Here is a 22426-nt window from a genome sequence, read left to right as displayed (position 1 = left end):
ATGCACTCGACAGGGATGCGGCGCGCAATCGTTCTAGCGGCAACGGTGGGCATGTTCGGCGGGTGCGCGACAGTGACCACTCCGACCAAGGGCGATCCCTTCGAGAGCTACAACCGGACGATGTTCACGATCAACGACAAGGTCGATCAATACGCGTTCAAGCCGGTGGCGCAGGCTTACGTCTGGGCCGTCCCAGAACCCGTGCGCAACAGCGTCACGAACTTCTTCTCGAATATCGGCGATGTCTACATCGCGGCGAACAATCTTCTGCAACTGAGAATCGCGGATGGCGTGTCTGACATCATGCGCGTCGCGATCAACACGGTGTTCGGCGTGGGCGGTCTGTTCGACGTGGCGACCGTCGCCAAGCTGCCGAAGCATTCGGGCGACTTCGGTCTCACGCTCGGCCACTACGGCGTGCCGCCTGGCCCGTACGTCGTGCTGCCGCTCCTTGGACCAAGCACCGTGCGCGATACCGGCGGCCTCGCGGTCGATTATTTCGGTAATCCGCTGAGTTACGTGCAGCCGGATTCCGTTAGCTGGGCCTTGTACGGCGTAAATCTCGTGAACACACGCGCGAACCTGCTGGATGCATCCGACATTCTTTCGGATGCCGCGCTCGACAAATACTCTTTCGTTCGTAACGCATACCTGCAGCGGCGGCAATATCTGATTACCGGTGGCGAAGGCACCTCGCCCGATTACAGCGAAGCGCCGCTTCCAAACTACGATGCGGAAGGCGCGGAAGCCGCGACTCCGGCGGGCGCTTCGGCCACGGCGGTTCCGTCCGAAGCGGCATCGGGCGCGACGCCTGCTTCTGGAGCCGCTGGCGCGCCGCGCGCAGCGAGCGACACGGGCAACAACACGGTTCCGGGACATCAGTACGTTCCGCCGCGCGCGCCTGGATTCCCTTCGTTCCGCTTGCGTTGAGCGGACTGGCGCTAACGGCCGGTAAAATACTTGGCAGCATTTTTTACAGTTTGACAGGCGCGCGGTCTGAACTCGTTCTAGCCAGCGCGCTCAAACTCAAGCCCCTTTTTTTGCAGGATCTGCGATGAAAAAAATCTTTTTGCTTCCCATCTTCGCCATGCTGATCGCGTTCTGCGGCGCGGCGTCGGCGCAATCCGTCGACTCGAGCGCGCCCGACGTGATGATCAAGACCGTCACGCAACAAGTGCTCGACGACATCAAGTCCGACAGCAAGATTCAGTCGGGCGACATCCAGCGCATCACTGAACTCGTCAATCAAAAGATCCTGCCGTACACGGACTTCACACGTACCACGCGTCTCGTGATGGGGCGCAACTGGAACACGGCAACGCCCGAGCAACAAAAGCAAATCGTCGAGCAGTTCAAGATGCTGCTCATTCGCACGTATTCGGGCGCGCTCGCTCAGGTTCGTAACCAGACGGTGCAGTACAAGCCATTCCGCGCGTCGCCGGAGGACACGGATGTCGTGGTCCGCTCGGTCGTGATGAACAACGGCTCGCCGATCGAACTCGACTACCGCCTGTACAAAACGCCGCAAGGCTGGCGCGTGTACGACATCAACGTGCTCGGCGCATGGCTGATCCAGGCGTATCAGCAACAGTTCAACGAGCAGATTTCGCAGAATGGCGTGGCTGGCTTGCTGCAATTCCTCACGCAGCGTAATCAGCAACTCGCGAACGGCAAGGCATCGTGAGCACGCAGGCAAATGCGCAAGTCGCGGGCGGCCGCTTCCAGACGGCCGCCACGCTGACCCACAAAAGCGCGAAGGCTGCGCTCGACGCGGGTTTGTCGCGTATCGCGGCGGGTGCAACCGAAGTCGACTGCGCGCCGCTCACGCATTTCGATTCATCCGCGCTCGCCGTGCTGCTTGCATGGCAGCGCGCCGCCACCGAGCGCGGCACGGCGCTTGGCGTCGTGAATGTTCCTTCCAAGCTTGCCAGTCTCGCGCAAGCTTACGGCGTCGACACGCTGCTCTCCTTCCGACATTGATCCTGTCCTGACGCCATATCAGGTGCGGCAACCAGGCTTGCGTTGCCGCGATCAGGATCGCTCCGAAGTCGGCTCCATCCGGTTTGCCCTATAATCAAATGCTTTTTCGGGCCCGCACCCGGCAATTTTTCGATCGAGCCCGGGTCCGTCAAGCGTTATCCGCACAATCGAGGCGCGGCCACACGAGGCACGCGCACTGTCAATGTCAGCCATAGAAATCCGAAACGTCAGAAAGCGCTACAAGCAGCTTCAGGCGCTCAAAGGCGTGAGCCTCACGGTTGAAGAGGGCGAATTCTTCGGCTTGCTCGGCCCCAACGGCGCCGGCAAGACCACGCTGATCAGCATCCTTGCCGGACTCGCGCGCGCCGATAGCGGCACGGTGTCCGTGCGCGGCCACGATGTCGTGAGCGACTTCCGCGCGGCGCGCCGTGCGCTTGGCGTGGTGCCGCAAGAACTGGTGTTCGATCCGTTCTTCACCGTGCGCGAGGCTTTGCGAATTCAGTCGGGCTATTTCGGTTTGCGCAAGAACGACGACTGGATCGACGAAATCATGGCCAATCTCGATCTCACCGAGAAAGCGGACGTCAACACGCGCGCGCTCTCGGGCGGCATGAAGCGACGCGTGCTGGTGGCGCAGGCGCTGGTGCATCGGCCGCCGGTGATCGTGCTCGACGAGCCCACGGCGGGCGTCGATGTCGAACTTCGTCAGACGCTCTGGAAGTTCATCTCGCGATTGAATCGCGAAGGGCACACCATCGTGCTGACCACGCATTACCTCGAAGAAGCCGAGGCGCTATGTGATCGTCTCGCCATGCTTCGCCGTGGTGAAGTCGTGGCGCTCGAGCGCACGAGCACGCTTCTGCAACGCTTTTCCGGTCTGCAACTTTATCTGCGCTTTTCGAGCGGCTCGCTGCCCGTGGAACTGCGTCCGCTGGAAGTCGATCCGCACGCGGTGTCCGGCATGCAGCATCTGCTGCGCCTTTCGAGCTACGACGATGTCGAGCCGATTCTCGCGAAGTGCCGCGCGGCCGGTTGCGCGCTGGATGAAATCGAGGTTCGCAAAGCCGATCTCGAAGACGTGTTCGTGCAAGTCATGAACGAACCCGACGTGGTCGAGGGACTTTCATGAGCGGCTTTCAGACGTTGTTCTACAAGGAGCTTTTGCGCTTCTGGAAGGTATCGTTTCAAACGGTGCTCGCGCCGGTCGTCACGGCGTTGCTGTATCTGACCATCTTCGGTCACGCGCTTTCCGGGCACGTACAGGTTTATGCTGGCGTTGGTTATACAAGCTTTCTCGTGCCCGGCCTCGTGATGATGAGCGTTTTGCAGAACGCGTTTGCGAATAGCTCGTCGTCGCTGATTCAATCGAAGATCACAGGCAATCTCGTGTTCGTGCTGTTGCCGCCCATTGCGCATTGGGAAATGTTCTTTGCGTATGTCTTGGCATCGGTAGCGCGTGGACTTTGTGTCGGGCTTGGCGTTTTCGTCGTGACGATATGGTTCGTCCCGATGTCTTTTTCCGCGCCGTTCTACATCATTGCGTTCGCGATCCTCGGTTCGGCAATCCTCGGTACGTTGGGTTTGATTGCCGGCATCTGGGCAGACAAGTTCGACCAGTTGGCCGCGTTTCAGAACTTCCTGATCATGCCGCTCACGTTTCTTTCCGGCGTGTTCTATTCGACGCATACGTTGCCGCCGGTTTGGCGCGCGGTGTCGCATCTGAATCCGTTCTTCTACATGATCGACGGTTTTCGCTACGGCTTTTTCGGTCTTTCGGACGTGAATCCGCTGGTGAGCATGGGTATCGTCGCTGCATTCTTGGCCGTGCTCGCGCTCATTGCCGTGCGTCTGCTCGCGAGCGGCTTCAAGCTGCGTCACTAATTCTTTAGGAGACTTTCATGTTGCCGACTCCCGAGCAAGTGAAGGACTACATCGCTGGCGGCCTCGCCTGCCAGCATCTCGAAGTCGAAGGCGATGGCCAGCACTTCTTCGCGACCATCGTGAGCGACGCGTTCGTCGGCAAGCGGCTGATCGCGCGGCATCAACTGGTCTATGCGGCGCTTGGCGAGCGCATGCGCGAAGAAATTCACGCGCTCAGCATGAAGACGCTCACGCCCGACGAATTCAAAGCCGCGTAAATACGCGACATTCGTAGCAATACGCAACACGCAACATCCCGTAACACCCGGCAACACCGGCAGGAAACAGTGCGAATCATTCAAGACAACCGCGGCGCCGAAAGCGGCTCCGCAGCAGGACGCTCGGTCGAAGGACACGTCATCATGGATAAACTGGTCATCACGGGGGGCGCGAAGCTCTCCGGCGAAATCACCGTATCGGGCGCGAAGAACGCGGCTCTGCCGATTCTGTGCGCAAGCCTTCTCACGGCCGACGACGTCCATCTGTCGAATGTGCCGAATTTGCAGGACACGCGCACGAAGCTCAAATTGCTGCGCCAGATGGGCGTGCACTCCGAAGCGTCGAGCGATGGCCGCGTGACGCTCAACGCATCGAAAGTGGACAACCTCGTCGCGCCGTACGAAATGGTCAAGACCATGCGCGCGTCGATCCTCGTGCTCGGTCCGCTCGTCGCGCGCTTCGGCGAGGCGAAGGTATCGTTGCCCGGCGGCTGCGCAATCGGCGCGCGTCCGGTCGATCAGCACATCAAGGGTCTGCAGGCGATGGGCGCCGAGATCAATATCGAGCATGGCTTCATCGAAGCGCGCGCGAAGCGTCTGAAGGGCGCGCGCATCGTCACCGACATGATTACCGTCACCGGCACCGAAAATCTGCTGATGGCGGCAGTGCTCGCGGACGGCGAGACGGTCATCGAAAATGCCGCGCGCGAGCCGGAAGTTACCGACCTCGCGCATTTGCTCGTGAAGATGGGCGCGAAGATCGATGGCATCGGCACGGATCGGCTCGTCATCGAGGGCGTCGAGAAGCTGCACGGCGCGAAGCATAGCGTGGTGCCGGACCGTATCGAAGCGGGCACGTTCCTGTGCGCGGTCGCGGCCGCGGGCGGCGATGTCACTCTGCGCAACGTCACGCCGTCGCTGCTCGATGCCGTCACCGCCAAGCTGCGCGAAGCGGGCGTGAGCATCGAGGAAGGCGACGACTGGATGCGCGTGCGCATGAACAAGCGCCCCGAAGCGGTCAACATCCGCACGTCCGAATATCCGGCGTTCCCCACTGACATGCAGGCGCAATTCATGGCGCTGAACACTATTGCCAAGGGCACGTCGCAAGTCGTCGAGACGATCTTCGAAAACCGCTTCATGCACGTGCAGGAACTGAACCGGCTTGGCGCGAGAATTACCATCGACGGCAACACGGCGCTCGTCTCGGGCGTGGACATGCTGTCGGGCGCGAAGGTCATGGCGACCGATCTGCGCGCGTCGGCAAGTCTCGTGATCGCGGCAATGTGCGCCGATGGCGAAACGCTCATCGACCGCATCTATCACCTGGATCGCGGCTACGACCGCATGGAGTCGAAGCTGACGGCGGTCGGCGCGCGGGTGAGCCGTATCAAGGGCAGCGGGAGCGAACAATGAGTTCGTTGCCGCAGACGTCGTCCTCGCTTGCCGCCAATGCGCCGCTGACGCTCGCGCTGTCGAAAGGGCGTATCTTCGAGGAGACGGTGCCGCTGCTCGCCGCTGCCGGCGTGGAGGTCGTGGAAGATCCGGAAAGCTCGCGCAAGCTCATTTTGCCGACGACGAATCCGAATTTGCGCGTGATCATCGTGCGGGCCACCGACGTTCCTACCTACGTCGAATACGGCGCGGCCGATTTCGGCGTGGCGGGCAAGGACGTGTTGATCGAGCATGGCGGAAGCGGGCTTTATCAGCCGGTTGATCTGAACATTGCGCGCTGCCGGATGTCGGTGGCCGTGAAAGCTGGCTTCGATTACGCGAACGCGGTGCGTCAGGGCGCGCGTCTGCGTGTCGCGACGAAATATACGGAAACCGCGCGTGAGCATTTTGCGGCGAAGGGCGTGCACGTCGATCTGATCAAGCTTTACGGTTCGATGGAACTGGCGCCGCTCGTCGGTCTGGCCGATGCCATCGTCGATCTCGTCAGTTCGGGCGGCACGCTGCGGGCGAATAATCTGGTCGAGGTTGAAGAGATCATGCAGATTTCGTCGCGCCTCGTCGTGAATCAGGCCGCGCTCAAGCTGAAGCGCGCGGCGCTCAAGCCGTATCTCGACGCTTTCGAACGCGCATCGGCAGGAACGGATAATTAGGGCAGCCGCGTAGTCGCGCGGCGAGCCACAGCAAACGGAAAACCAGCATGTCTATCAAGATTCGCAAACTCGATTCCAGCACCGACGGTTTTCAGAAAGCTTTGCGCGCGGTTCTCGCATTCGAGGCGAGCGAGGACGAAGCAATAGAGCGCTCGGTCGCGCAAATTCTCGCGGATGTCAAAGCGCGCGGCGACGCCGCCGTGCTCGACTACACCAACCAGTTCGATCGTCTGAAGGCGCACAGCGTCGCGGCGCTCGAATTGCCCGTGGCGGAACTCGAAGCCGCGCTGGAAGGGCTTGAGCCGAAACGTCGCGCGGCGCTCGAAGCAGCGGCTGCTCGCGTGCGCGGATATCACGAGAAGCAACGCATCGAATGCGGCAGTCATAGCTGGCATTACACCGAAGCCGACGGCACGGTGCTCGGCCAGAAGGTGACGCCGATCGATCGCGCGGGCATCTACGTGCCGGGCGGGAAGGCGGCGTATCCGTCGTCCGTGCTGATGAACGCCATTCCGGCGCGCGTCGCGGGCGTCAAGGAAATCGTGATGGTCGTGCCGACGCCCGATGGCGTCAAGAACCCGCTCGTGCTCGCGGCGGCGCTGCTCGGCGGCGTGGACCGCGTGTTCACCATCGGCGGGGCGCAGGCGGTTGGCGCGCTGGCGTACGGGACCGAATCCGTGCCGGCGGTCGACAAGATCTGCGGGCCGGGCAACGCGTATGTCGCATCGGCGAAGCGGCGCGTGTTCGGCACGGTCGGTATCGACATGATCGCCGGGCCGTCCGAAATTCTCGTCATCTGCGACGCCACCACCGACCCGCGCTGGGTCGCGATGGACCTGTTCTCGCAAGCCGAACACGACGAACTCGCGCAATCCATTCTGCTGTGTCCGGACGCGGCGTTCATTCGGCGCGTCGAAGAAGCCATCGTCGAATTGCTGCCGGCCATGCCGCGCCGCGAAGTCATTCAGCGCTCGCTCGAAGACCGCGGCGCGCTCATCAAGGTGAAGGACATGGCCGAAGCGTGCGCGATCGCGAACGATATCGCGCCCGAGCATCTGGAGATTTCGGCGCTCGATCCGCATCAGTGGGCTGCGCAGATCCACAACGCGGGCGCCATGTTCCTCGGCCGCTACACGAGCGAAAGCCTCGGCGATTACTGCGCGGGCCCGAACCACGTGTTGCCGACTTCACGCACGGCGCGCTTCTCGTCGCCGCTCGGCGTGTACGATTTCATGAAGCGTTCGAGTGTGATCGAAGTGAGCGCGGAAGGCGCGCAGACGCTCGGCGAGATCGCGGCGGAACTGGCTTACGGCGAAGGTTTGCAAGCGCATGCGAAGAGCGCGGAGTATCGGATGAAAAACGTCGGCTGAATCTGGCCGGCTTAGACGACCAAGGCGGCCTGAGAGCCGCCATATGTCCGGCGCAAAGACGTCGGCGACATCATGACCACACCTCAAGACATCCTGCGTCCCGACGTCCTTTCCATGACGAGCTATCCCGTGGCCGATTCCACGGGCTTGATCAAGCTCGACGCGATGGAAAACCCGTACTCCTTGCCCGCCGATCTCGCCAAGCGTCTTGGCGAACATCTCGCGGGCGTGGCGCTGAACCGTTATCCATCGCCGCGTCCGGCGGACCTGCTCGCCAAGATCAAGCGTGCAATGAAGGTGCCGGAAGCCTGCGACGTGCTGCTCGGCAACGGCTCGGACGAACTGATCAGCATGATGTCGATGGCGTGCGCCACGCCCGGCGCGAAAGTCGTGGCGCCGGTGCCGGGCTTCGTGATGTATCAGATGTCGGCGAAGTTCGCGCAGCTCGAATTCATCGGCGTGCCGCTCAACGCGGACTTCACGCTAGACGCAAACGCGCTCATCGCGGCTATCGACGAACATCAGCCCGCGCTCGTTTATCTCGCGTACCCGAACAATCCGACCGGCACGCTTTACGCCAATGCCGACATCGAGCGCGTGATCGCGTCGGCGAAGAAGAGTCTCGTGGTCATCGACGAGGCTTATCAGCCGTTCGCGGAAAAGACGTGGCTGCCGCGCGCGGCCGAGTATGACAACGTGGTCGTCATGCGCACGGTGTCGAAGCTCGGACTTGCGGGCATCCGGCTCGGTTATCTGGTCGGTCTGCCCGCGTGGACCATGCAATTCGACAAGGTGCGCCCGCCGTACAACATCAACGTGCTAACGCAGGCAACCGCTGATTTCCTGCTGGATCATCTCGATGTCCTCGACGCCCAGGCCGCCGATCTGCGCGCGCAGCGCGCCGTCCTCGCGCGCGAAGTCGCCGCGCTGCCCGGCATGACGGTGTATCCGAGCGCGGGCAACTTTCTGCTCGTGCGCGTGCCGGATGCCGCCGTCGCGTTCGAAACCCTGCTGACTTCGCGGGTTCTCGTCAAAAACGTGAGTAAAATGCATGCTTTGCTGGCAAATTGCGTGCGTTTGACGGTCGGCACGGCCGAGGAAAACGCGCACATGGTCGCGGCGCTCAAAAAGCTCGCGCTCAACTAAATCCCCACTCTTCGAAAGCCTCAAGGAAACACCATGCGCATTGCGGAAGTCGTTCGCAACACCAGCGAAACGCAGATCCGTGTGAAGCTCGATCTGGACGGCACCGGCAAGCAGAAGCTCGCCACCGGCGTGCCGTTTCTGGATCACATGCTCGATCAGATCGCGCGACACGGCCTGTTCGATCTCGAAGTCGAAGCGCATGGCGACCTCCATATCGACGATCACCACACCGTCGAAGACACCGGTATCACGCTGGGTCAGGCGGTGGCGAAAGCCATTGGCGACCGCAAGGGCATTCGCCGTTATGGCCACTCGTATGTTCCGCTCGATGAAGCGCTGTCGCGCGTCGTGATCGATTTCTCCGGCCGTCCGGGCCTCGAATTCCATGTGCCGTTTACGCGCGCGCGCATCGGTACGTTCGATGTCGATCTCACCATCGAATTTTTCCGTGGCTTCGTGAATCACGCGGGCGTGACGCTGCACATCGACAATCTGCGCGGCATCAACGCGCATCATCAAGTCGAGACCGTGTTCAAGGCGTTCGGCCGCGCGTTGCGCATGGCCGTCGAAGCCGACGAACGCGCCGCAGGACAAATTCCTTCCACCAAAGGCAGTCTCTGATCAGCCCGTTCCAAGCGACGCAGCAATGCGTCGCGCACGAAAGGCTCGCCCGCGATGGATCTCTTCAAGTCGTTCATATCCTTGCTCGCGCTGATCAATCCGGTCGGCGCGATACCGTTTTTTCTTAGCCTGACCGCGCAACAATCCGATCTCGAAAAGCGCAACACCATCCGCGTGGCATCGATCTCGGTGTTCTGCGTAATCGCGATCACCGCGCTGCTCGGGCAGCAGATCATCGCGTTCTTCGGCATTTCGGTCGGTTCGTTCGAAGTCGGCGGCGGGATCATCATGCTGCTCATGGCGATCAGCATGTTGAACGCGCAAGTCGGCAACGCGCGCTCGACCGTCGAGGAGCGCATGGAAGCCGAGGAGCGCAATAGCGTTGCCGTTGTGCCGCTCGCGATTCCGCTGCTCACCGGGCCGGGATCGATCAGCACCGTGATCGTCTATGCTGCAAATGCGCAGCATTGGTACGACCGCTTCGGGCTCGTCGTGCTGGGCGCGATCATCGCAGCGTTGTGTTTCGGCGCGTTGAATCTGGCCGAGCCGATCGCGCGCTGGGTCGGGCGCACGGGTATCAATATCGGCACGCGTCTCATGGGTTTGATGTTGTCCGCGCTGGCGGTGGAGTTCATCGTCAACGGGTTGAAGGCCTTGATGCCATCTTTGAAATGAAAACTTCGATAGCGATTGTTGATTACGGAATGGGCAACCTGCGCTCGGTGTATCAGGCGCTTAAGAAGGCCGCGCCCGACGCCGACGTGGCGATCGTCGATCAGCCCGAGGCCATTCGCGCGGCGGATCGTATCGTGCTGCCGGGTCAAGGCGCGATGCGCGATTGCATGGGCCATTTGGGCGCGTCGGGCTTGCAGGATGCGGTGATCGAAGCGTCGCGCAACAAGCCGATGCTCGGCGTTTGCGTCGGCGAACAGATGCTGTTCGACTGGAGCGAAGAAGGCGACACGAAGGGCCTCGGGCTTTTCCCCGGCAAGGTCGTGCGCTTTCAACTCGAAGGCCAGTTGCAGGACGACGGCTCGCGCTTCAAGGTCCCGCAAATGGGCTGGAACCGCGTGCGTCAGACGCAAGCGCATCCGGTGTGGGACGGCGTGGCGGATGGCGCGTTCTTCTACTTCGTGCATAGTTACTACGTCGTGCCGGACAACCCGGCGCACACTTCGGGCGAAACCGTTTATGGTTCCGCGTTCACATCGGCGGTGGCGCGCGACAACATCTTCGCCACGCAATTCCACCCCGAGAAGAGCGCCGACGCGGGCTTGCGGCTGTATCGCAACTTCGTTCACTGGAACCCGTAAAGCGCGCAACCGGGCGTTGCAATACTTGTACTACACTAGCGAAGCGGCCCGCTGTAAGGCACCGAGACCTCACGCGTGGCCGTTTCGATCAACTCAATCCAGAAAATACGCGATACCTATGCTGCTCATTCCGGCCATCGATCTCAAAGACGGTCAGTGCGTGCGCCTCAAACAAGGCGATATGGACCAGGCGACCATTTTTTCAGAAGATCCGGCGGCAATGGCCCGGCACTGGGTCGACCGAGGGGCGCGCAGACTACACCTCGTCGATCTGAACGGCGCCTTCGCGGGCAAGCCGAGGAACGGCGACGCTATCCGCGCAATCATCGACGAAGTGGGTAGCGAGATTCCCGTGCAACTAGGCGGCGGCATTCGCGACCTGAACACCATCGAGCGCTATCTCGACGACGGTCTCTCGTTCGTCATCATCGGCACGGCGGCGGTGAAGAATCCCGGCTTCCTGCAGGATGCGTGCAGCGCGTTCGGGGGGCATATCATCGTCGGGCTCGACGCCAAGGACGGCAAAGTCGCCACCGACGGCTGGAGCAAACTGACCGGCCACGAAGTAGTGGATCTCGGGCGCAAGTTCGAAGACTACGGCTGCGAGTCGATCATCTACACGGACATCGGGCGCGACGGCATGCTTCAGGGCATCAATATCGACGCCACCGTGCGGCTCGCGCAAGCCGTGAAGATTCCTGTTATCGCGAGCGGCGGACTGTCGAGCATCGCGGACATCGAGTCGCTCTGCGAAGTCGAGGGCGAAGGCATCGAAGGCGTGATCTGCGGTCGCGCCATCTATTCCGGCGACCTGGACTTCACTTCCGCGCAAACGCGCGCGGATGCGTTGCGCGAAGCGGACGGCGCCTGAGGCTCTTTCGGGCGCGAGCACGTTGCAGCACGCCGGGCGGCGGCTTTTGCCGCCCTTCATTCGTTTTGGACCTGCAGTGGCGGAACATGGCTCTCGCTAAACGCATCATCCCCTGTCTCGACGTGACCGCCGGGCGCGTCGTCAAAGGGGTCAACTTCGTCGAACTGCGCGACGCGGGCGATCCCGTGGAGATCGCGCGACGTTACGACGACCAAGGCGCGGACGAACTCACGTTCCTCGACATCACCGCGACTTCCGACCAGCGCGACCTCATTTTGCCGATCATCGAATCGGTCGCGTCACAGGTGTTCATTCCGCTGACCGTCGGTGGCGGCGTGCGCGCCGTCGAAGACGTGCGGCGTCTGCTCAACGCCGGCGCGGACAAGATCAGCATGAATTCGTCGGCGGTGGCGAATCCGCAACTCGTACGCGATGCATCCGACAAGCACGGTTCGCAATGCATCGTCGTTGCCATCGACGCCAAGCGCGTTTCCGCCGATGGCGAGCCGCCGCGCTGGGAAGTGTTCACGCACGGCGGGCGCAAGGCAACGGGCATCGACGCGATCGAATGGGCGCGCAAGATGGCCGAATTCGGCGCGGGCGAAATTCTGCTGACCAGCATGGATCGCGACGGCACCAAGTCCGGCTTCGACCTCGCGCTCACGCGCGCCGTGTCGGACGCCGTTCCCGTGCCGGTGATCGCTTCGGGCGGCGTCGGTACGCTCAAGCATCTGGCGGATGGCATCACGGAAGGCCGCGCCGACGCCGTTCTGGCCGCGAGCATCTTTCACTATGGCGAACACACGGTCGGCGAAGCCAAGCGCTTCATGGCCGAGCAAGGCATTTCGGTGAGGAATTGACGGTGACGGATCAAGCCGATTGGCTCGACAAGGTGAACTGGGACGCGAACGGCCTCGTGCCGGTGATCGCGCAGGAAGCGTCGAGCAACGACGTGCTCATGTTCGCCTGGATGAATCGCGAGGCGCTCGCCAAAACCATCGAACTGAAGCGCGCCGTCTATTTTTCGCGTTCGCGTCAGCGCCTGTGGTTCAAGGGCGAGGAATCGGGGCACGTTCAGCATGTGCACGAAGTGCGGCTCGATTGCGACGAAGACGTCGTGCTGCTCAAAGTCGAACAGGTATCGGGGATCGCGTGCCACACCGGCCGTCATTCCTGCTTTTTCCAGAAATTCGAAGGAACGGCGCAAGACGGCGCGTGGGTCGCAGTCGAGCCGGTCCTGAAAGACCCCGAAAGTATTTACAAATGACGCAAACCACCACGCAGGACACGCTGCTGCGCCTCGCCGCGGTTATCGACGGTCGAAAAGGCGGCGATCCGGAACAATCCTACGTTTCGCGACTCTTTCATAAAGGTGACGACGCGATTCTGAAGAAGATTGGCGAGGAAGCGACGGAAGTCGTACTCGCCGCGAAGGATGCGCGCCAGGGCGGCGCGCCGAAAGCGCTCGTCGGGGAAGTCGCCGACCTGTGGTTCCATTGTCTCGTGATGCTGTCGCATTTCGACCTGAGCCCCGCCGACGTGATCGCCGAGTTGGAACGGCGCGAAGGTTTGTCGGGTATCGAAGAAAAAGCGCTGCGCAAAACGCGCGAGCGCGAGCAAAACGGCAGCTGACGAGACGCCCATTGCGAAGGAGGGCCCCGTGAATACGCCTCACGAACAGTACCCGCCGCCGGTGTATCAGAATCAGCTCGACCCGCAGCGGCTGAGCAGCCTCAAGACGCTCACGCATGTTTTGTATGCACTTTACGCGCTCTATTGGCTAACGGGCGGGTTGACCGTGCTCGTCGCGATCATCATCAATTATCTGAAACGCGGCGATACCGTCGGAACGCCTTACGAAGCCCATTTCACCTGGCAGATACGCACGTTCTGGTGGGCTGTCCTCGGACATCTGGTTGGCGCGGCGCTCATTTTCGTCGGGATCGGCTTTGTGATTCTTTTCGCGGTCGGCATCTGGACGCTTTATCGCGTCATCAAAGGTTGGCTGTATCTCTATGAAGGAAAAACGTTCGACCCACGCGCGTGGTTTTGAACGGCAACGCCTGGCAACGGGAGACACGGGAATTTCATGAGCCAAGACAACTGCATTTTCTGCAAGATTGCGTCAGGACAACTGCCAAGCACGAAGCTCTATGAGGACGACGAGTTTGTCGCCTTCAACGACATCAATCCGGCCGCGCCGGTTCACGTGCTCGTCATTCCCCGGAAGCACATTGAAACGCTGTCGCACTGCACGGAAAGCGACGCGCCGCTGCTTGGTAGAATGGTAAGTCTCGTTGGTCGTCTGGCAAAAGATCTCGGCGTCTCCTACACGGACGGCGAGACGGGATTCCGGACGGTGATCAACACGGGGCCGGGCGGTGGACAGGAGGTTTATCACATCCACGCGCATTTGCTGGCAGGAGAGCGTCCGTGGCGCCGGATGGGCTGAAAACCGCAAATTTTGTCGGCAAACGCCTTTCCAATGCAATATTGGACGCGCAGAATCGGTATTCATAGCCGAAGTGACTTTTTCGGCGCGGGCCGCAAGGCCGATCTTCCGTTCGCACAAAGCCGTTGCGGCGGAATTACGGAGAATTTTCATTCATGGGTTCGTTGAGCATTTGGCATTGGTTGATCGTCCTTTTGATCGTGGCGCTCGTCTTCGGCACGAAGAAACTGCGCAACATCGGTGGCGATTTGGGCGGCGCGGTCAAGGGCTTCAAGGAAGGCATGCGCGATGGTGAGCAGCCGGCTTCGACCACCGATCCGCGCGAGCTGCCGCGCAACGGTGCGGTTGACGTGGAAGCGAAGGACAAGACCCGTTCGGGCGACTATCGCTAATCCGGTCATCGACCGCAATCTTTCACTTACTCTTCAATGCTCGATCTCGGTCTGACCAAGATGGCGCTGATTGGCGTCGTGGCGCTCGTGGTGCTTGGGCCTGAGCGCCTGCCCGGGGTTGCGCGCACGGCCGGCGCACTGTTCGGGCGCGCGCAGCGCTATATCAACGACGTCAAATCCGAAGTGGCGCGCGAGATGGAACTCGACGAGCTTAAGAAGATGCGCACCGACTTCGAAACCGCTGCGTCGAACGTCGAAACGTCGATTCACGACAACCTGAAGCGCCACGAAGCCGAATTGAACGACGCGTGGAGCCAGGGCACGTCCGTGTCGCCGAGCGTCGCGAGAGAAGAGGCCGAGGCGATCGGCGGCAGCGCGGCGGTCACGGACAAACCGTGGATGCGCACATCGGGCATCCGGGCGGCGCGCAAGAACTGGCGCGTCAAACAAAGCGCCATCCCCAACTGGTACAAGCGAACGAATCTGCGCCGCACGCGGGTTCAATCTGGCGCGGCTCGCGTTGCGCGCCACACGCCAGAAACCTTGCGCCGCCCGACCCGGTTTTTCTGATCCGGGCCACTTCCTTTCATCGATGATCCATACCGAGGGCCGGCGTGAGCGACCCGCTACAAAATAAAGACGAGCCCGTCGAAGAGACGTTCATTTCGCATCTGGTCGAATTGCGTGACCGCATCATCAAAGCGGGCGCTTCGGTTATCGTGGTGTTCGTCTCGCTGGTGTACTGGGCGCCGGACATCTTCAAGTTACTGGCCCGGCCGCTGATGCAGAACCTGCCGGCCGACGGCAAGATGATCGTCACCGACGTGACCGGCTCGTTCTTCGTGCCCATGAAGGTGACCATGCTCGTCGCATTCGTCATCGCGCTGCCGCTTGTGCTGTATCAGCTTTGGGCGTTCGTGGCGCCGGGTTTGTACCAGCACGAGAAGAAGCTCGTCGCGCCGCTCGTGTTCAGCAGCTACGCGCTCTTTCTTTGCGGCATGGCTTTCGCGTATTTCGTCGTGTTTCCGACCATCTTTCGCGTGATGGCGCATTACAACGCGCCGCTCGGCGCGGAGATGACCACGGATATCGACAACTACCTGAGCTTCGTGCTCACGATGTTCCTCGCATTCGGCGTAACGTTCGAAGTGCCGATCGTCGTCGTGTTGCTGGCGCGCATGGGTGTCGTGTCCATTCAGAAGCTCAAGCAGATTCGCCCGTATGTGATTGTCGGCGCGTTCGTCATTTCAGCGGTCGTTACCCCGCCAGACGTTTTCTCGCAACTGATCCTGGCCATTCCGCTCATCATTCTCTACGAAGCGGGGATTATTGCGGCGCGGCTGGTGGTTGGAAAGCAGCCAATCAAAAGCGAAGAGGCGACGGCCGAGTAGGTGCGGCGTATTGCCGCGGCAGTGAAATGTCGGATGCGCAAAAAAGGCAGCTTCGATTACCGAAGCTGCCTTTTTGTTTTCAACGGAGAACCGAGTTTATTCGTCGCCCTGATCGTTTCCTTGATCCTCGTCTTCCGGTAACTGTGGCGCGCGCGGCTGAGCCGGGCGCTTGCCGATAGTCACGTTGATATCGAGTTCCTTGTTCTTGCGCATTAAATGAACTTTCACCGACGTGCCCGGTTTGATCTGCGCGACCACGTTCAGGAGGCGCGTGGTGTCGGTGATGGTGTCGTCGTTGATGCTGACGAGAATGTCGCCCGGCTTGATGCCTGCCTTGTCCGCCGGGCCGCCTTGCAGCACGCCGGCCACGATGGCGCCAGATTTTTGGTCGAGCCCGAACGATTCCGCGATCTCCGGCGTCACGTCCTGCGGCTCCACGCCAATCCAGCCGCGCGTGACCGTGCCCGTCGTGATGATGCTCTCGAGCACGCTGCGCGCCGTCGACACCGGGATCGCAAAGCCGATTCCCAGTGAGCCGCCGCTGCGCGAATAAATCGCCGTGTTGATGCCGAGCAGATTGCCGTTCACGTCGACGAGCGCGCCGCCCGAGTTGCCGGGGTTGATTGCCGCGTCGGTCTGAATGAAGTTCTCGAACGTGTTGATGCCGAGGTGATTGCGCCCGAGCGCGCTCACAATGCCCATGGTTACCGTCTGCCCGACGCCGAACGGATTGCCGATAGCCAGCACGACATCGCCGACGCGCGTTTGGTCCATGCGGCCGAGCGTGATGGTCGGCAGATTCGTCATGTTGATCTTGAGCACGGCGAGATCGGTTTCCGGATCGACGCCGATTACCTTCGCGCTGGACGTGCGGCCGTCGGCAAGCGCGACTTCGATTTGATCGGCGCCATCGACGACATGCTGGTTCGTTAGAATGTAACCTTCCGAGCTGACGATGACACCCGAGCCGAGATTCGACGCTGGCGGCTCGTCACTCTTGCGCTTGTTTTTATCGCCGAAGAAGTAGCGGAACAGCGGGTCTTTGGCGCGCGGGTCCGGCGGCAGATTGCCGTCCTTGCTGGAAAAGACGTTGACCACAGCGGGCATGGCCTTTTGCGCGCCTTCGGCATAGGAAGATTGAAGCGGTCGCGAGCCTATGCTCGGCGCCACTTCCTGCAGCGCGACTATTGGTTCGGCGAGTTGCTTGCCGAATTGGCCCTGACGTTGAAGCCACTGCGGTTTCAAGGTCGCGATGATGAACATCAGGGCCAAAATCACGGTGACCGCTTGGGCAAAAAATAGCCAGAAGCGTCTAAGCATTTGAAGGGATAGAGGAATTCATGGATCGGATCGAACTCGAATTGTATCTGAACAATCTGCTGGAAATCGGCCGCTTCAAGGACTATTGCCCGAACGGTCTACAGGTGGAAGGCGCGCGCCGGGTTCAGAAGATCGCAACCGGCGTGACGGCCTCGCTCGCCTTTCTCGAAGCCGCGCTCGAGTGGGGCGCGGACACGGTACTCGTGCATCACGGCTACTTCTGGCGCAATGAGGCGCCGCAGTTGACGGGACGCAAGTATCAGCGAATCCGCACGCTTATCGCCAACGATATCAACCTGTTTGCCTATCATTTGCCGCTCGATTCGCATCCGGAGTTCGGCAACAACGCGCAGCTCGGCGCGCGCCTCGGCTTGATCGCGGACGGCCGTTTTGCAGGCCAGGATCTCGGGTGGATCGCGCCGCTCACCATGCCGCTCTCGCTCGAACACTTCACCGCAACGGTCGAAAACGCGCTCGGCCGCAAGCCGCTCGTATTCGGCGATTCAGACCGCGAACTGCGTCGCGTCGCGTGGTGCACGGGCGGCGCGCAAGGATACTTCGAAGAAGCCATCGCGGCGGGCGCGGATGTCTACGTCAGCGGCGAAGTCTCCGAGCAGACCATGCACATTGCGGCGGAATCGGGCGTGGCCTACATCGCGGCGGGCCATCACGCGACCGAGCGCTACGGCGTCCAGGCGCTGGGTAATCACCTGTCGGAAGAATTCGACATCGAGCACGTGTTTATCGATATCGACAATCCGGTATAAATGTTTTGCGCCGATTATCGTTTTAATCGGCCTTGCAGTTGCCTTAAATGATTGCTTCACAAGATGGCGCGAAAACGTGCGGGAAAACCCGGAAAGAACAATCACTTGGAGTGATTTTTCCTATTCGGGCCTTGTAAATGCCAACTCCATTCGCGCACACTAGCGACGGAACACTGATGTGACGGTATAAATCCAACTCAGAAGTGGGGCGTGTGATGCGAGACAAGGACGATAAGCACGATGGGCGCGTTGACGGTAGCCGCCGTACCTGGCTGATAGCGACGACCGTAGCAGGTGGTGTCGGAGGTGTAGCAACAGTAATTCCGTTTGTAGGGTCGTTCGCTCCGTCGGAAAAGGCGAAGGCGGCAGGCGCGCCGGTCGAGGTCGATATCAGCGGACTCAAGCCCGGCGAAATGATGACCGTCGCGTGGCGCGGCAAGCCTGTGTGGATCGTCAACCGCACCGACGAAATGCTTTCGGACGTCAAGAAAGCCGACACCGAAGTGGCCGATCCGAAATCGAAGATGGAATTCTCGATGCCGTTGCCGGAGTACTGCAACAACGAGTTCCGTTCCCGCACCGATCACAAGAACATTTTCGTGGCGGTGGCCGTGTGCACGCATCTGGGCTGCACGCCGACCCCGCGTTTCACCGAAGGCGCCCAACCCAATCTTCCCGATAACTGGCCCGGCGGTTTTCTCTGCCCGTGCCACGGCTCGACCTATGACATGGCGGGCCGCGTCTTCAAGAACAAGCCCGCGCCGCAAAATCTGGACGTGCCTCCGTACATGTTCACTTCCGCGACGCAACTCGTGATCGGCAAGGACGAAAAGGGAGAGGCTTAATGGCGACCGCAGACAAGGATGTGGAGACGACGGGCCTGATCGGCTGGATCGACCGGCGATTTCCGCTCACCGCGACGTGGAAGCAGCACGTTTCCGAGTACTACGCGCCGAAGAACTTCAACTTCTGGTACTTCTTCGGCTCGCTCGCGCTGCTCGTGCTCGTGCTTCAGATCGTCACGGGCATCTTTCTCGTCATGAACTACAAGCCCGATGCGACGCTCGCGTTTGCATCGGTCGAATACATCATGCGCGAGGTGCCGTGGGGCTGGCTCATTCGCTACATGCATTCGACAGGCGCTTCGATGTTCTTCGTCGTCGTCTATCTGCACATGTTTCGCGGGCTGATGTACGGCTCGTATCGCAAGCCGCGCGAACTGGTGTGGATTTTCGGCTGCGCAATTTTCCTGTGCCTCATGGCCGAGGCGTTCTTTGGCTATCTTTTGCCGTGGGGGCAGATGTCGTTCTGGGGCGCGCAGGTGATCGTGAATCTGTTCTCGGCGATTCCCTTCATCGGCCCGGATCTGTCGCTCTGGATTCGCGGCGATTACGTCGTGTCGGACGTCACGCTGAACCGGTTCTTCGCGTTCCATGTGATCGCGATTCCGCTCGTGCTGATTGGCCTCGTCGTGGCGCATCTGGTCGCGCTGCACGAAGTCGGCTCGAACAACCCGGACGGCATCGAGATCAAGGCAAAGAAGGACGCGAACGGCATTCCTATCGATGGCATTCCGTTCCATCCGTACTATTCGGTGCACGACTTCCTGGGCGTGTCGGTCTTCCTTCTGATCTTCGCGGCGATCATTTTCTTCGCGCCGGAGATGGGCGGCTACTTCCTGGAAGCGAATAACTTCGTGCCGGCCAATCCGTTGCAGACGCCGCCTGAAATCGCGCCAGTCTGGTACTTCACGGCTTTCTACGCGATGCTTCGCGCCACCACCGATCCGTTCAAGATCGTACTGATGGTCATCATCGCGCTGCTTGGCCTCTTTGCGCTGTTGCGCGCGCGCGGCAGATGGCGGATCGGCTTGCCGGTGCTCTCGCTCGCGGTGATCGTCTTCATGGCGCTGACGGAGTCGAAATTCTGGGGCGTGGTGGTCATGGGCACGGCGGTCGTATCGCTCTTTTTCCTGCCCTGGCTCGATCGCAGTCCGGTGAGGTCCATTCGCTACCGGCCGTTTTTCCATAAAGTGTTCTACGGCATCTTCGTGGTCGTGTTTCTCGTGCTGGGCTTCTTGGGAACGAGGCCGCCGTCACCGGTGGGGACGCTGATCGCGCAGGTTTGCGCGCTGATCTACTTCGCGTTTTTCCTCGGCATGCCGTTCTGGACGCCGCGCGGCAGATTCAAGACGCCGCCCGAGCGAGTGACTTTCAAACCTCACTGAGCACTCGTCCGGAGACAAACACAATGAAAAAATGGCTCGGTTCCCTGGCAATCATCGGCGCGGCGATGTTCGCGTTCGGCGCGAGTGCGCCGGCGTACGCGCAGGAAGAAGCGGTGCTCGACCGCGCGCCCGATAACGCGGACAATTTTGCTTCGTTGCAGCACGGCGCCCAAATCTTTGTAAACTACTGCCTGAATTGCCACAGCGCCAATCTGATGCGGTACAACCGGCTGACCGACCTCGGCATCACGCCACAGGACGTTCAGGAAAATCTGCTGTTTTCGACAGACAAGATCGGCAACACGATGTCCATTGCAATGCGCCCGGAAGACGCGAAAGCGTGGTTCGGCGCGTCGCCTCCGGACTTGTCGGTCGAAGCGCGGGCGCGTGGCAAGGACTGGTTGTACACGTACTTGCGGGGGTTTTATCGCGATCCGGCGCGGCCGACCGGCTGGAACAATCGCGTGTACGAGAATGTCGGCATGCCGCATGTGCTGTGGACGATGCAGGGTCTCCGCGATGCAAAATTCGAAACCGAAACCGACGAGCACACCGGCGAAAAGGTAAAGAGATTCGTGGGTTACACTCAGGTTAGCCCGGGTTCCATGTCCTCCGTGGATTATGATAATGCTGTGGCCGATCTGGTTTCGTACCTCTCGTGGATGTCCGAACCCGCCCAGCAGACTCGCAAGCGCCTCGGCGTATGGGTCCTGCTGTTCCTGGCGTTGTTGAGTTTCCTCGCATGGCGCCTGAACGCGGCATACTGGAAAGATATTAAATAGCGCGCCCTAGACGGCGTGGGTCGGCACGACGGCGTTTCCCCGGGAAGCGTCGCGGCCGGCCTTTCGAGTTTACTGAAGGAACTTTAAAGACATGATGGTTCTGTATTCCGGCACTACTTGCCCGTTCTCCCAGCGCTGCCGGCTGGTGTTGTTCGAAAAGGGCATGGATTTCGAGATTCGCGACGTCGATCTGTTCAACAAGCCGGAAGACATCGCGGTCATGAACCCATACGGTCAGGTGCCGATCCTCGTCGAGCGTGACCTGATCCTGTATGAATCGAACATCATCAACGAATATATCGACGAACGGTTCCCGCATCCGCAGCTCATGCCGGCCGATCCGGTGCAACGCGCCCGCGCGCGCCTGTTCCTGCTGAACTTCGAGAAAGAATTGTTCGTGCACGTCGGCACGCTCGAAAACGAGAAGGGCAAAGCCGCCGAGAAGAACCACGAGAAGGCGCGCAGTGCAATCCGCGATCGTCTTACGCAGCTCGCGCCTATTTTCCTGAAGAACAAGTACATGCTCGGCGAAGAGTTCTCGATGCTCGACGTGGCCATCGCGCCGCTGTTGTGGCGTCTGGACCATTACGGCATCGAGTTGTCGAAGAATGCTGCGCCGTTGATGAAGTACGCCGAACGCATTTTCAGCCGTCCGGCCTATATTGAAGCGCTGACGCCTTCCGAAAAGGTGATGCGTCGATAGTTTGCGGGCATCGGAGCGCGGCGGCGCGCATTTCGCCCGCCGCGCTCCTGTAGAGGAAAGTTGATGCAAGAGATTTCCACCAAGCCGTATCTGCTGCGCGCGCTCTATGAGTGGTGCACGGATAACGGGTTCACCCCACACATCGCGGTGCGGGTCGACGGCGCCACGCGGGTGCCGCGTCAGTTCGTGCGTAACGACGAAATCGTGCTGAACATCAGTTTCGAGGCGACGAGCCAGCTTCAGATGGGCAACGAATGGATCGAATTCAGCGCGCGTTTCTCGGGTAAGTCGCACAAGATCGAAGTGCAGGTTACGAACGTGCTGGCCATCTATGCACGAGAGAACGGGCAGGGAATGGCGTTCCCCGTCGAGCCTTCATCGCAAACGGCTATCGACGCGTCGGGCGCGAGCACCGCGCCGCATTCGGTCGAGCGAGACGAAAGTATCGTGGAAGACGCGGTAGAGGAACTGTCCGACGCCGACGGGACTTCGTCGAGCGACGACGTTTCGGCAAGCTCGGATGACGATGCTTCAAAATCATCTGGGCGATCGCACCTCAAAGTCGTCAAATGAAGTAGAATTCCGTCCTTCGCCGGCTTAGCTCATCTGGTAGAGCAGTTGATTTGTAATCATCAGGTGGCGGGTTCGAGTCCTGCAGCCGGCACCAAGACTAACGTCGACGGGTCGTGCGATGTCCGCACGACCCGTTTGGTTTGAGCGGGTTGTATGTTCCGCAGTGGTCTGAAGAAGCTGAAAGGCAAGTCAATAAGAAAAGCTTCAAATTCTTGTTGACAGTAACTGAAACGACGTACATAATCTCGTTTCTCTGCTGCAGATGCAGCGACGCA

30 protein-coding genes and 1 tRNA gene are annotated in these 22426 nt (G+C 60.5%); 29 read left to right on the top strand and 2 right to left on the bottom strand.

All coding sequences use genetic code 11. The features are described from left to right. The 22 genes from NCT04_RS13070 (at position 1) to tatC (ending at position 15779) form a co-directional block, all read left to right on the top strand. Entirely contained in the window at positions 1-930 is a 930-nt protein-coding gene (locus tag NCT04_RS13070; protein ID WP_244826383.1) for an MlaA family lipoprotein, read from the top strand. A 124-nt stretch (positions 931-1054) separates the two neighbouring features. After that, a complete protein-coding gene (locus NCT04_RS13065; RefSeq protein ID WP_244826382.1) occupies positions 1055-1684 on the top strand; it encodes an MlaC/ttg2D family ABC transporter substrate-binding protein in 630 nt (209 codons plus the stop codon). Then, positions 1681-1980, top strand: coding sequence for an STAS domain-containing protein (locus tag NCT04_RS13060; protein WP_250465819.1), 300 nt, complete (start codon positions 1681-1683; stop codon positions 1978-1980). Before NCT04_RS13065 ends, NCT04_RS13060 begins: the two co-directional genes overlap by 4 nt. A gap of 202 nt (positions 1981-2182) precedes the next feature. Then, entirely contained in the window at positions 2183-3109 is a 927-nt protein-coding gene (locus NCT04_RS13055; protein ID WP_250465817.1) for an ABC transporter ATP-binding protein, read from the top strand. Continuing rightward, positions 3106-3861, top strand: coding sequence for an ABC transporter permease (locus tag NCT04_RS13050; RefSeq protein WP_244826379.1), 756 nt, complete (start codon positions 3106-3108; stop codon positions 3859-3861). Before NCT04_RS13055 ends, NCT04_RS13050 begins: the two co-directional genes overlap by 4 nt. Positions 3862-3878: 17 nt before the next feature. Then, positions 3879-4118: a BolA family protein gene (locus NCT04_RS13045; RefSeq protein WP_244826378.1), complete on the top strand. Its 240-nt coding sequence runs from the start codon at positions 3879-3881 to the stop codon at positions 4116-4118. A 144-nt stretch (positions 4119-4262) separates the two neighbouring features. After that, complete coding sequence (murA, locus tag NCT04_RS13040; RefSeq protein WP_250465813.1) at positions 4263-5534, top strand: UDP-N-acetylglucosamine 1-carboxyvinyltransferase; 1272 nt, start codon at positions 4263-4265, stop codon at positions 5532-5534. Further along, positions 5531-6223 (top strand): ATP phosphoribosyltransferase, encoded by a 693-nt coding sequence (hisG, locus tag NCT04_RS13035; RefSeq protein ID WP_244826376.1) that lies wholly within the window; start codon positions 5531-5533, stop codon positions 6221-6223. Before murA ends, hisG begins: the two co-directional genes overlap by 4 nt. Positions 6224-6270: 47 nt before the next feature. Then, positions 6271-7593, top strand: a complete 1323-nt coding sequence (gene hisD, locus NCT04_RS13030) for a histidinol dehydrogenase (protein WP_244826375.1) — start codon at positions 6271-6273, stop codon at positions 7591-7593. Positions 7594-7665: 72 nt separating this feature from the next. Then, positions 7666-8739 (top strand): histidinol-phosphate transaminase, encoded by a 1074-nt coding sequence (hisC, locus tag NCT04_RS13025; RefSeq protein ID WP_250465811.1) that lies wholly within the window; start codon positions 7666-7668, stop codon positions 8737-8739. Positions 8740-8772: 33 nt separating this feature from the next. Then, the gene (gene hisB, locus NCT04_RS13020; RefSeq protein ID WP_244826373.1) at positions 8773-9360 is read left to right on the top strand and encodes an imidazoleglycerol-phosphate dehydratase HisB; all 588 of its coding nucleotides are present in this window, start codon (positions 8773-8775) and stop codon (positions 9358-9360) included. 54 nt (positions 9361-9414) lie between these two features. Next, entirely contained in the window at positions 9415-10035 is a 621-nt protein-coding gene (locus NCT04_RS13015) for a MarC family protein (RefSeq protein ID WP_244826372.1), read from the top strand. Beyond that, entirely contained in the window at positions 10032-10673 is a 642-nt protein-coding gene (gene hisH / locus NCT04_RS13010) for an imidazole glycerol phosphate synthase subunit HisH (RefSeq protein WP_244826371.1), read from the top strand. Before NCT04_RS13015 ends, hisH begins: the two co-directional genes overlap by 4 nt. 118 nt (positions 10674-10791) lie before the next feature. After that, positions 10792-11544: a 1-(5-phosphoribosyl)-5-[(5-phosphoribosylamino)methylideneamino]imidazole-4-carboxamide isomerase gene (hisA, locus tag NCT04_RS13005; RefSeq protein ID WP_244826370.1), complete on the top strand. Its 753-nt coding sequence runs from the start codon at positions 10792-10794 to the stop codon at positions 11542-11544. Positions 11545-11630: 86 nt separating this feature from the next. Beyond that, positions 11631-12404, top strand: coding sequence for an imidazole glycerol phosphate synthase subunit HisF (hisF, locus tag NCT04_RS13000; RefSeq protein ID WP_244826369.1), 774 nt, complete (start codon positions 11631-11633; stop codon positions 12402-12404). A 2-nt stretch (positions 12405-12406) separates the two neighbouring features. Continuing rightward, the gene (hisI, locus tag NCT04_RS12995; RefSeq protein WP_244826368.1) at positions 12407-12811 is read left to right on the top strand and encodes a phosphoribosyl-AMP cyclohydrolase; all 405 of its coding nucleotides are present in this window, start codon (positions 12407-12409) and stop codon (positions 12809-12811) included. Beyond that, positions 12808-13176 (top strand): phosphoribosyl-ATP diphosphatase, encoded by a 369-nt coding sequence (locus tag NCT04_RS12990; RefSeq protein ID WP_250465809.1) that lies wholly within the window; start codon positions 12808-12810, stop codon positions 13174-13176. The genes hisI and NCT04_RS12990 overlap by 4 nt, the downstream gene beginning before the upstream one ends. A 28-nt stretch (positions 13177-13204) precedes the next feature. After that, on the top strand, positions 13205-13597 hold the full coding sequence (locus tag NCT04_RS12985; RefSeq protein WP_244826366.1) for a DUF4870 family protein: 393 nt from the start codon (positions 13205-13207) through the stop codon (positions 13595-13597). 36 nt (positions 13598-13633) lie between these two features. Continuing rightward, positions 13634-13996 carry a histidine triad nucleotide-binding protein gene (locus tag NCT04_RS12980; RefSeq protein ID WP_250465807.1) on the top strand — a complete coding sequence of 121 codons (363 nt, stop codon included), beginning with the start codon at positions 13634-13636 and terminating at the stop codon, positions 13994-13996. Between the two features lie 155 nt (positions 13997-14151). Then, a complete protein-coding gene (gene tatA / locus NCT04_RS12975) occupies positions 14152-14388 on the top strand; it encodes a Sec-independent protein translocase subunit TatA (RefSeq protein ID WP_250465805.1) in 237 nt (78 codons plus the stop codon). Positions 14389-14424: 36 nt separating this feature from the next. Beyond that, positions 14425-14958, top strand: coding sequence for a Sec-independent protein translocase protein TatB (tatB, locus tag NCT04_RS12970; protein ID WP_244826363.1), 534 nt, complete (start codon positions 14425-14427; stop codon positions 14956-14958). Positions 14959-15002: 44 nt separating this feature from the next. Continuing rightward, the gene (gene tatC, locus NCT04_RS12965; RefSeq protein ID WP_244826362.1) at positions 15003-15779 is read left to right on the top strand and encodes a twin-arginine translocase subunit TatC; all 777 of its coding nucleotides are present in this window, start codon (positions 15003-15005) and stop codon (positions 15777-15779) included. Between the two features lie 96 nt (positions 15780-15875). Here the strand turns inward: tatC and NCT04_RS12960 are convergent, their stop codons facing one another. Continuing rightward, complete coding sequence (locus NCT04_RS12960; protein ID WP_244826361.1) at positions 15876-17099, bottom strand: S1C family serine protease; 1224 nt, start codon at positions 17097-17099, stop codon at positions 15876-15878. Positions 17100-17119: 20 nt separating this feature from the next. Here NCT04_RS12960 and NCT04_RS12955 point away from each other — a divergent pair, with 20 nt between their 5' ends. The 7 genes from NCT04_RS12955 (at position 17120) to NCT04_RS12925 (ending at position 22245) form a co-directional block, all read left to right on the top strand. Beyond that, on the top strand, positions 17120-17866 hold the full coding sequence (locus tag NCT04_RS12955) for a Nif3-like dinuclear metal center hexameric protein (RefSeq protein WP_250465803.1): 747 nt from the start codon (positions 17120-17122) through the stop codon (positions 17864-17866). A gap of 215 nt (positions 17867-18081) precedes the next feature. Then, the gene (gene petA / locus NCT04_RS12950; protein ID WP_244828130.1) at positions 18082-18711 is read left to right on the top strand and encodes a ubiquinol-cytochrome c reductase iron-sulfur subunit; all 630 of its coding nucleotides are present in this window, start codon (positions 18082-18084) and stop codon (positions 18709-18711) included. Next, positions 18711-20093 (top strand): cytochrome b, encoded by a 1383-nt coding sequence (locus tag NCT04_RS12945; RefSeq protein ID WP_250465802.1) that lies wholly within the window; start codon positions 18711-18713, stop codon positions 20091-20093. The genes petA and NCT04_RS12945 overlap by 1 nt, the downstream gene beginning before the upstream one ends. A gap of 23 nt (positions 20094-20116) precedes the next feature. Beyond that, positions 20117-20875: a cytochrome c1 gene (locus NCT04_RS12940; RefSeq protein ID WP_250465800.1), complete on the top strand. Its 759-nt coding sequence runs from the start codon at positions 20117-20119 to the stop codon at positions 20873-20875. A gap of 91 nt (positions 20876-20966) precedes the next feature. Then, complete coding sequence (locus tag NCT04_RS12935; RefSeq protein ID WP_008344155.1) at positions 20967-21578, top strand: glutathione S-transferase N-terminal domain-containing protein; 612 nt, start codon at positions 20967-20969, stop codon at positions 21576-21578. Between the two features lie 63 nt (positions 21579-21641). Next, positions 21642-22151 carry a ClpXP protease specificity-enhancing factor gene (locus NCT04_RS12930; RefSeq protein ID WP_250465797.1) on the top strand — a complete coding sequence of 170 codons (510 nt, stop codon included), beginning with the start codon at positions 21642-21644 and terminating at the stop codon, positions 22149-22151. Positions 22152-22169: 18 nt separating this feature from the next. Beyond that, positions 22170-22245 (top strand) — tRNA-Thr (locus NCT04_RS12925). On the opposite strand, the gene NCT04_RS12920 is transcribed toward NCT04_RS12925, so the two are convergent. Continuing rightward, a partial coding sequence (locus NCT04_RS12920; protein WP_250465796.1) for a hypothetical protein occupies positions 22211-22426 on the bottom strand: 216 nt, incomplete at its 5' end. The two genes, NCT04_RS12925 and NCT04_RS12920, sit on opposite strands and share 35 nt — an antisense overlap.

The organism is Caballeronia sp. GAFFF2, from assembly GCF_023631485.1.
In the GTDB taxonomy this organism is placed as follows: Bacteria; Pseudomonadota; Gammaproteobacteria; order Burkholderiales; family Burkholderiaceae; genus Caballeronia.
This window is presented reverse-complemented; position numbering and strand designations above follow the sequence as displayed.

What these genes read in the sequence shown, in the direction of transcription:
- NCT04_RS13070 (WP_244826383.1), top strand. Translation starts at nt 1, where the DNA reads ATGCACTCGACAGGGATGCGGCGCGCAATCGTTCTAGCGGCAACGGTG.
- NCT04_RS13065 (WP_244826382.1), top strand. Translation starts at nt 1,055, where the DNA reads ATGAAAAAAATCTTTTTGCTTCCCATCTTCGCCATGCTGATCGCGTTC.
- NCT04_RS13055 (WP_250465817.1), top strand. Translation starts at nt 2,183, where the DNA reads ATGTCAGCCATAGAAATCCGAAACGTCAGAAAGCGCTACAAGCAGCTT.
- NCT04_RS13050 (WP_244826379.1), top strand. Translation starts at nt 3,106, where the DNA reads ATGAGCGGCTTTCAGACGTTGTTCTACAAGGAGCTTTTGCGCTTCTGG.
- NCT04_RS13045 (WP_244826378.1), top strand. Translation starts at nt 3,879, where the DNA reads ATGTTGCCGACTCCCGAGCAAGTGAAGGACTACATCGCTGGCGGCCTC.
- murA (WP_250465813.1), top strand. Translation starts at nt 4,263, where the DNA reads ATGGATAAACTGGTCATCACGGGGGGCGCGAAGCTCTCCGGCGAAATC.
- hisG (WP_244826376.1), top strand. Translation starts at nt 5,531, where the DNA reads ATGAGTTCGTTGCCGCAGACGTCGTCCTCGCTTGCCGCCAATGCGCCG.
- hisD (WP_244826375.1), top strand. Translation starts at nt 6,271, where the DNA reads ATGTCTATCAAGATTCGCAAACTCGATTCCAGCACCGACGGTTTTCAG.
- hisC (WP_250465811.1), top strand. Translation starts at nt 7,666, where the DNA reads ATGACCACACCTCAAGACATCCTGCGTCCCGACGTCCTTTCCATGACG.
- hisB (WP_244826373.1), top strand. Translation starts at nt 8,773, where the DNA reads ATGCGCATTGCGGAAGTCGTTCGCAACACCAGCGAAACGCAGATCCGT.
- NCT04_RS13015 (WP_244826372.1), top strand. Translation starts at nt 9,415, where the DNA reads ATGGATCTCTTCAAGTCGTTCATATCCTTGCTCGCGCTGATCAATCCG.
- hisH (WP_244826371.1), top strand. Translation starts at nt 10,032, where the DNA reads ATGAAAACTTCGATAGCGATTGTTGATTACGGAATGGGCAACCTGCGC.
- hisA (WP_244826370.1), top strand. Translation starts at nt 10,792, where the DNA reads ATGCTGCTCATTCCGGCCATCGATCTCAAAGACGGTCAGTGCGTGCGC.
- hisF (WP_244826369.1), top strand. Translation starts at nt 11,631, where the DNA reads ATGGCTCTCGCTAAACGCATCATCCCCTGTCTCGACGTGACCGCCGGG.
- NCT04_RS12990 (WP_250465809.1), top strand. Translation starts at nt 12,808, where the DNA reads ATGACGCAAACCACCACGCAGGACACGCTGCTGCGCCTCGCCGCGGTT.
- NCT04_RS12980 (WP_250465807.1), top strand. Translation starts at nt 13,634, where the DNA reads ATGAGCCAAGACAACTGCATTTTCTGCAAGATTGCGTCAGGACAACTG.
- tatA (WP_250465805.1), top strand. Translation starts at nt 14,152, where the DNA reads ATGGGTTCGTTGAGCATTTGGCATTGGTTGATCGTCCTTTTGATCGTG.
- tatB (WP_244826363.1), top strand. Translation starts at nt 14,425, where the DNA reads ATGCTCGATCTCGGTCTGACCAAGATGGCGCTGATTGGCGTCGTGGCG.
- NCT04_RS12960 (WP_244826361.1), bottom strand. Translation starts at nt 17,099, where the DNA reads ATGCTTAGACGCTTCTGGCTATTTTTTGCCCAAGCGGTCACCGTGATT.
- NCT04_RS12955 (WP_250465803.1), top strand. Translation starts at nt 17,120, where the DNA reads ATGGATCGGATCGAACTCGAATTGTATCTGAACAATCTGCTGGAAATC.
- petA (WP_244828130.1), top strand. Translation starts at nt 18,082, where the DNA reads ATGCGAGACAAGGACGATAAGCACGATGGGCGCGTTGACGGTAGCCGC.
- NCT04_RS12945 (WP_250465802.1), top strand. Translation starts at nt 18,711, where the DNA reads ATGGCGACCGCAGACAAGGATGTGGAGACGACGGGCCTGATCGGCTGG.
- NCT04_RS12940 (WP_250465800.1), top strand. Translation starts at nt 20,117, where the DNA reads ATGAAAAAATGGCTCGGTTCCCTGGCAATCATCGGCGCGGCGATGTTC.
- NCT04_RS12935 (WP_008344155.1), top strand. Translation starts at nt 20,967, where the DNA reads ATGATGGTTCTGTATTCCGGCACTACTTGCCCGTTCTCCCAGCGCTGC.
- NCT04_RS12930 (WP_250465797.1), top strand. Translation starts at nt 21,642, where the DNA reads ATGCAAGAGATTTCCACCAAGCCGTATCTGCTGCGCGCGCTCTATGAG.